This is a genomic window from Rhizobium sp. 42MFCr.1 (assembly GCF_000377185.1).
Taxonomy (GTDB): domain Bacteria; phylum Pseudomonadota; class Alphaproteobacteria; order Rhizobiales; family Rhizobiaceae; genus Rhizobium; species Rhizobium altiplani.
This window is the reverse complement of record NZ_KB897842.1, coordinates 74,184-81,367: the sequence shown is the minus strand read 5'-3', so window position 1 is coordinate 81,367 and position 7,184 is coordinate 74,184. Positions and strand designations below refer to the sequence as shown.

Annotated in this window: 5 protein-coding genes; all 5 read left to right on the top strand. The window is 62.9% G+C overall.

Going from position 1 to position 7,184, the window contains the following annotated elements; translation table 11 throughout:
- A partial coding sequence (locus tag C934_RS0121585) for a TOBE domain-containing protein (RefSeq protein WP_026371981.1) occupies window positions 1–478 on the top strand: 478 nt, incomplete at its 5' end.
- A 22-nt stretch (window positions 479–500) separates the two neighbouring features.
- The gene (locus C934_RS0121580) at window positions 501–2,036 is read left to right on the top strand and encodes an FAD-dependent oxidoreductase (RefSeq protein ID WP_018858685.1); all 1,536 of its coding nucleotides are present in this window, start codon (window positions 501–503) and stop codon (window positions 2,034–2,036) included.
- A 4-nt stretch (window positions 2,037–2,040) separates the two neighbouring features.
- Window positions 2,041–3,696 (top strand): GMC family oxidoreductase, encoded by a 1,656-nt coding sequence (locus tag C934_RS0121575; protein WP_018858684.1) that lies wholly within the window; start codon window positions 2,041–2,043, stop codon window positions 3,694–3,696.
- Between the two features lie 95 nt (window positions 3,697–3,791).
- Entirely contained in the window at window positions 3,792–4,961 is a 1,170-nt protein-coding gene (locus tag C934_RS0121570) for a Gfo/Idh/MocA family protein (RefSeq protein ID WP_018858683.1), read from the top strand.
- 28 nt (window positions 4,962–4,989) lie between these two features.
- Window positions 4,990–7,071, top strand: coding sequence for an FAD-dependent oxidoreductase (locus tag C934_RS0121565; RefSeq protein WP_018858682.1), 2,082 nt, complete (start codon window positions 4,990–4,992; stop codon window positions 7,069–7,071).
- The last annotated feature ends 113 nt before the right edge of the window (window positions 7,072–7,184 follow it).

Genomic DNA, 7,184 nt, shown 5'->3' with positions numbered 1-7,184 from the left:
GCAGTTCGGCACGCCGGCCGAGATCTACAACAACCCGGCCAACATGTTCGTCGCCGACTTCATGGGCTCGCCGGCGATGAACCTCCTCGCGGGGACGATCGAGAAGGGGGCGTCCGGCCTGACCGTGTCGCTTTCGCGTCCGCAGGGCGAGCCGATCCGGCTGCCTGTCACGGCGGGCAACGGCGCGCTCGAAGCGCATACCGGCCGCGAGATCGTCTTCGGCATCCGCCCCGAGGCGCTGACCGATCCTGACGGTGCGGACCGCAACGCCAAGGCGCTGGCCGAAAGCGACTGCCTGATCGAGGTGGTGGAACCGGCCGGATCCGACACCTTCGCGGTCACCAAGCTCGGCGGCAAGGAGGTCGTGGCGCGGCTCAGGGCCGACGCCCGCATCCAGGCCGGCCAGCACGCCCGCCTCGCCTTCAACCTCGACAAGGCCGTGTTCTTCGATCCGCAAAGCCAAACCCGAATCGCTTAAACCAGGAGCCAGGATTCCAAACATGAACAGCTCTCCTGATATCGTCATCATCGGCTCGGGCGTGGGCGGCTCCACGGTCGCCGCCGGACTGGCGGCGACTGGCGCCGATATCCTGGTCCTCGAAGCGGGTGATTTCATCGCCGATCGTCCTGAGAACCGGGATCAACGCGCGATCTTTCAGTGCGGCCATTTTCGGCCGAAGGAAACCTGGTACGAAGCCGACGGCACCGGCTTCAATCCGGGCAACTACTACAATGTCGGCGGCAACTCGAAATTCTACGGCGCCGTGCTCTCGCGCTATCGCCGGGAGGATTTCGAGGAGATGCAACATGGGGAAGGGGTGTCGCCCGCGTGGCCGTTTCCCTACGAGGTTTTGGAACCTTGGTACAGCCGCGCGGAAAGTCTGTACGAGGTTCGGGGAAATCTGGGAGATGACCCGACAGAGCCCGTTCACTCGGGCAACTACGCTTACCCACCGGTTCCCGACGAACCGCCGATTGCCGATGTCAGGGCGCGGCTGAAGGCCAAGGGCCTGCATCCGTTCTCGCTGCCATTGGGAGTGGATATCGACGCCTGGCTGTCGAAGGCGAGAACGCCCTGGGACGCGCATCCCAATTCCCGCGATGGAAAGATGGACGCCGAGACGGCTGCCCTCCTCAAGGCTCTGGAGTATCCGAACGTCCGCCTTGAGACGAACGCGAAGGTCACGAAGCTCGAGGCGGGCGAGAATGGCAGGATCGAGCGCGTCCATTACCGCAAGAACGGTGAGGACCTTACCGTTGCTCCGAAGCTCGTCATTCTCTCGGCGGGCGCCGTTCAGTCCGCTGTCCTGCTGTTGCGGTCGGCCGATGCGCGTCACAAGAATGGGCTCGCGAATTCCTCCGATCAGGTCGGGCGGAACTTCATGAATCATAATTCCTCGGCCGTGATCGCGGTTTCGCCCACCTACCGAAACACGTCGATTTACCAGAAGACGTTCGGATTCAACGATTTCTATCTGTCCGATGGAAGCGGCGGCCCGCCGCTGGGGAACGTGCAGTTGCTGGGCAGGATTTCGGCGAAGGTACTGAAGGGGTCGCTGCCCTGGGCTCCGGAATGGCTGTTGCACACCATGACAAGCCACGCGATCGACTTCTATGCGATGAGCGAGGACGTGCCGAACCCGGAAAGCCGTGTGATCGTCGACGGCGACCGCATCGTGCTGCAGTGGCAGCGAACGAATTGGGACGCGCATCTCGCGCTTGTCGCGAAGCTGAAGGCGGTACTCAAGTCGATTGGATTCCCGATCGTCCTTTCAAAGCCCTTCGACAAGCGCACGCCGTCGCACCAGTGCGGCACCGTCAGGATCGGGAATGACCCGGCGAACGCGGCGCTCGACCCATACTGCCGCGCCTATGATCACCGGAACCTCTTCGTCGTGGACGCCAGCTTCCTGCCGACGTCGGCTGCGGTAAATCCCGCACTCACGGTGGCGAGCCAGGCGCTGCGCGTGGCCGACCATATCGCATCGCAGGATTTGCAAGTCGGCCCATTGTTCTCTCGCATCCAACAGGATTAGCAAAATGCGTTTCGACTACATCATCACGGGAGCTGGTCCGGCCGGATGCGTGCTTGCAAACCGGCTGAGCGAAGACCCGAACGTCAAGGTGCTGCTGCTTGAAGCCGGCGGCGGCGATTGGAACCCGCTGTTCCACATGCCGGCGGGCTTCGCGAAGATGACGAAGGGCGTCGCCAGTTGGGGCTGGGAGACGGTTCCGCAGAAACACATGAACGGCAGGGTGCTGCGCTACACGCAGGCGAAGGTGATCGGCGGCGGTTCGTCGATCAACGCCCAGCTCTACACCCGCGGCAATGCGGCCGACTATGATCTCTGGGCAAGCGAAGACGGTTGCGAAGGCTGGGACTATCGCGCGATACTCCCTTACTTCAAGCGCGCTGAAGACAATCAGCGCTTCTCGGACGACTATCATTCCTATGGTGGTCCGCTCGGCGTATCCATGCCGGCCGCACCTCTGCCCATTTGCGACGCGTATATCCGCGCGGGGCAGGAGCTTGGTATTCCCTACAACCCCGACTTCAACGGCCGCCAGCAGGCGGGTATCGGCTTCTACCAGGTTACGCAGCGCGACCATCGCCGCTCCTCGGCATCCATGGCCTACATCTCGCCGATCAAGAATCGCAAGAACCTAAAGGTGCGCACCGGCGCGCGCGTCTCGCGCATCGTCCTGGAAGGCAATCGTGCCGTCGGCGTCGAGATAGCAAGCGGAAACGGTCCGGAGGTCATTCGCGCCGAGCGTGAAGTGCTTGTTTCCTCGGGCGCGATCGGTTCGCCGAAGCTGCTTCTTCAGTCGGGCGTTGGTCCTGCCGACCACCTGCGTGCCGTAGGTGTAAAGGTGCTCCATGATCTTCCGGGCGTTGGCGGCAACCTGCAGGATCACCTCGATCTCTTCGTCATCTCCGAATGCACCGGAGACCACACATATGACGGCGTCGCGAAGCTGCCCCGCACCCTGTGGGCCGGGATGGAGTACGTGCTCTTCCGCACGGGGCCGGTGGCTTCATCTCTCTTCGAAACTGGCGGTTTCTGGTACGCCGATCCGGACGCCCGTTCGCCCGACATCCAGTTCCACCTCGGCCTGGGATCCGGCATCGAGGCTGGGGTCGAGCGCCTGAGGAACGCGGGCGTCACGCTCAACTCCGCGTATCTCCACCCGAGATCGCGCGGCACGGTCCGCCTGTCTTCGTCCGATCCCGCAGCGGCACCGCTGATCGATCCGAACTACTGGTCGGACCCGCGCGACAAGAAGATGTCGCTCGAGGGCCTGAAGATCGCTCGCGAGATCATGCAGCAGGCGGCGCTCAAGCCCTACGTTCTGGCTGAACGTCTTCCCGGTCCGAAGATCATGACCGATGAGCAGCTCATCGAGTATGGCTGCGCGAATGCCAAGACCGACCACCATCCCGTCGGCACTTGCAAGATGGGGACAGGCCCGGACGCCGTCGTCGGCCTCGATCTCAGGGTCCATGGTCTCGAGGGGGTGCGCGTCTGCGATTCCTCGGTCATGCCAAGGATTCCCTCGTGCAACACCAACGCTCCGACCATCATGGTTGGCGAAAAGGGATCGGACCTCATCCGCGGCCTGCCACCGCTTCCATCGACGATCTTCTCGTACGAGCGCAACGATACGCGTCCGAGGGCTCGGGCCGGCGTTCGGTAGGACGGCAAAACACGTCACGCCTGCGCGACAACGCGGAACAGTTGAAACAGCAGTGACCGGTCATGAACGGACCGGCTTTCAGGGGAGTTTTCATAATGGCCGAAGTCAGGGTAGCCGTGCTGGGCGGCTCCGGCTGGATGGGCAAGGTTCATACCATGGCCTACCAGACGTTTCCTCATTTCCTGGGGGTGTCCGGCGGGACCGCGCGCGTGGTCGCCATCGTCGAGGCCAATCCGAAGGCTGCGGAAGATCTTGCCAGACGAGCTCCCGGCGCCAAGATCCTGCAGGACTGGAAGCAGGCGGTAACCGACCCGGACGTCGATCTCATCGACATCTGCCTGCCCGACAGCCTGCACTACGAGGTGGCCAAAGCCGCCCTGATCGCAGGCAAGCACGTCTACTGCGAGAAGCCGTTGGCAAACACCGCCGCTGAGGCTCGCGAACTTGCCGACATCGCCAGGGAAAAGGGCGTCATCACCCGCGTTGGCCATGCGTTTCCTCGTAACCCAGTCCATGACCTCGCCAAGGAGATCATCGAGGCGGGCGAGATCGGCGAGATCAAGATGTTCAAGGGCTGCCAGCATGTAGACATGTATGGCGATCCCATGACGCCCTTCATGTGGCGCGCCGACGGAAAGCTTGCTCCGACGGGCATCGTCGGCGACACCGGGTCGCACATCTTCAGCTTCATGGAGTTTCTCGTCGGCCGCGTCAGCTCGCTGATTGCCGACAACCTGATCGTCACTCCCAAACGCCCTGTTGTCGAGGGGCTTGCCTACGGCGAACAGGTCAAGCTCAAGGGCGACGAGACGTGGGCTGACATCACCAATCCCGATGCCACGAACCTCCTTTGCCGCTTCGAGAATGGCGCAGCCGGTATCGTCGACTTCAGTCGTGTCGCCACTGGCCGCAAGTTCATGCAGACCTACGAAATCTACGGAACCAAGGGCAGCATCGCCTACACCTATGATGAGGTGAATCGGCTCCGCTTCTACACGAACGACGACCGCACCGGCCGGAGCGGATTTCGCGAAATCGACGTCGGCCCGGAAAACTCAACCTTCAGGGCATTCCTGCCGCTTCCGAACTTCGCACTCGGCTACAACGAGAGCAAGATCATCGAAGCCGCCGAGGTGGTGAAATCGATTACTACCAAGACTCCCATGTGGCCGACGTTCGAGGACGGCCATCACATCTGCCAGATCGTCGACGCGTGCATGGAGTCTTCGCGCCTGAGGCGCTGGGTCGACATCCCGCTTGTTTGATCGCACGAAGATCCCAAGGACCAGTCCAATGACCATCGATGTCCCGCAGCACATCCTCGACGCCCTGACTGACGTCGACATGCCTCGGTTGGCGCAGGAAGCCGCACCCTCGGAGACCATTCGGCTCGCGGGTATCGACGTGCCTGTCTACAGGGCGGGATGCGTCGTCGTTGGATCGGGGGCAGCGGGACTGCGGGCCGCCGTGGAGCTCAATCGCCGTGGAGACGACGTCGCAATCATGAGCCAAAGTGCATGGGGTGGGACCTCAGCCTGTTCCGGATCGGACAAGCAGACGCTCCATACGGCGAATACCGCGGATCAGGGCGACAATTACAAGGCGATGGCACGGGCGATCCGGGCCGGCGGCGCGATGGACGAGGACACGGCCTATGTCGAGGCCGTCGGATCGGGCCGAATGATGGCGTCCCTGCAGTTCCTTGGACTGCCGCTGCCGCAGGAGCCGCTCGGTGGCACCCTCCGCTATCAAACCGACCACGACGAAGTGGGAAGGGCAACGAGCTGCGGTCCGCGCACCTCGAGGCTCATGGTCAAGGTTCTGGCCGAGGAAGCCATCAGGCTCGACATCCCGTTCTATAACCATACGACCGCCGTCAAGATCCTGACGGAAGGCGAGCAGGGAAGCCGGCGCGTGGTCGGCGTTCTCGCCGTTCGGGCAAACGACCGGACCGAGACCAATCCGCTCGGCGTCGCGTTGTTCGCCACGGAGGTGATCGTCCTTGCCGCGGGCGGACCGGGCGAGCTCTACCGCGACAGCGTCTATCCGAACGGCTGTTTCGGTTCGCTTGGGCTGGCGCTCGAGGCAGGCGTCGACCTGGTGAACCTGACCGAGAGCCAGTTCGGCATTGGAACGCGCCGGGAAGGCTTTCCCTGGAACCTGTCTGGGACGTACGTCCAGGCCATACCGCACATCTATTCCGTCGATGCCGAGGGCACAGAGCATCACTTCCTCGCCGAATACTACCGGACCACGCAGGAACTGGCGTCGAACGTCTTCCGCAAGGGATACCAGTGGCCGTTCCACTCCACGAGGATGCTCGACTTCGGTTCGAGCCTCGTCGACCTCGCGATCTATCGCGAAACTGCGGCCGGTCGGCGCGTGTTCATGGACTTCAATCGGAACCCGCTCCCGGTGCCAGGCGACCTGCCTTTCGATCTCGAGCGCCTCGATGACGTTGTGAAGCGCTATCTTGGGAATGCGGCGGCGACCCAGGATCTGCCGATCCATCGTCTTCGCCATATGAACCCGCTCGCGATCGAACTTTATCGCCGCTACAAGGTCGATATTGCTGCAGCCCCGCTGGAGTTTGCCGTCAACAACCAGCACATGAATGGCGGCATCATGGTTGACACCTGGGGGCGCAGCAGTCTCGCGGGGTGCTACGCGGTCGGCGAGGCGGCGGGTACGCACGGAGTGACGAGACCAGGAGGCGCGGCCTTGAATGCGGGGCAGGTCTTTGGGACGCGCGTTGCCGAGCATATCGGCGCAAGTGGCAGGGCTAAGAAGGCCCTCTCGAGCGACCTGCGGGTTGTCGCAGGCGCCGGCATCTTCGAGCTGCTGGGGATGCTGAAGGGCGACAGGCCGCTGGCCGCAAAGGCAATCCGTACGGAAGTTCAGGCGCGGATGAGCGACAAGGCTGGCCTGATCTGCGACGGCGAAAGCGTGGCCTCGGCCTTGGTCGAGGCGCGGCGGCTCAATGCCGAAATTCGGGCCAAGGGCATTGCCTACGAGCGCGCTGCCGAGGCAGGGCGGGCACTTCAATGGCGGCAGATGGCGCTCGCCTCGGAAGCCGTGTTGGCCGCGTTGGATTATTTCATTCGAAACGGCGGCGGGAGCCGTGGTGCGCGCGCGATATGCGATACTACGGGAGAGTCGCTTCCGCTTTCCAATGCCGGCCCGCTGGAGGAGTTTCGCTTCCGGAAAGAGCGCGACGCCCATCGCGAGGAGCAGATCGTCGTCCGACTGGAAGGCGACGCGATGCGGATAGCCACTCGCCCAAACCGCAAGTTCGACGAGGGTGCCAAGTCGTTCTTCGAGCGCGACTGGCCGGCATGGCTGACGGGCCGCATCTACGACCTCGACACGGTTTGAGGAGAGCCCGGCGTTTGATGGCACAGGCTGCGATCAGGCTATTGCGTCCGAACAGCCGCCTAGGTGACTGGAACATTGATGTGAGCAATGGCGAGACCGATCACAATCGATAC

What these genes read in the sequence shown, in the direction of transcription:
- C934_RS0121570 (WP_018858683.1), top strand. Translation starts at nt 3,792, where the DNA reads ATGGCCGAAGTCAGGGTAGCCGTGCTGGGCGGCTCCGGCTGGATGGGC.
- C934_RS0121565 (WP_018858682.1), top strand. Translation starts at nt 4,990, where the DNA reads ATGACCATCGATGTCCCGCAGCACATCCTCGACGCCCTGACTGACGTC.
- C934_RS0121575 (WP_018858684.1), top strand. Translation starts at nt 2,041, where the DNA reads ATGCGTTTCGACTACATCATCACGGGAGCTGGTCCGGCCGGATGCGTG.
- C934_RS0121580 (WP_018858685.1), top strand. Translation starts at nt 501, where the DNA reads ATGAACAGCTCTCCTGATATCGTCATCATCGGCTCGGGCGTGGGCGGC.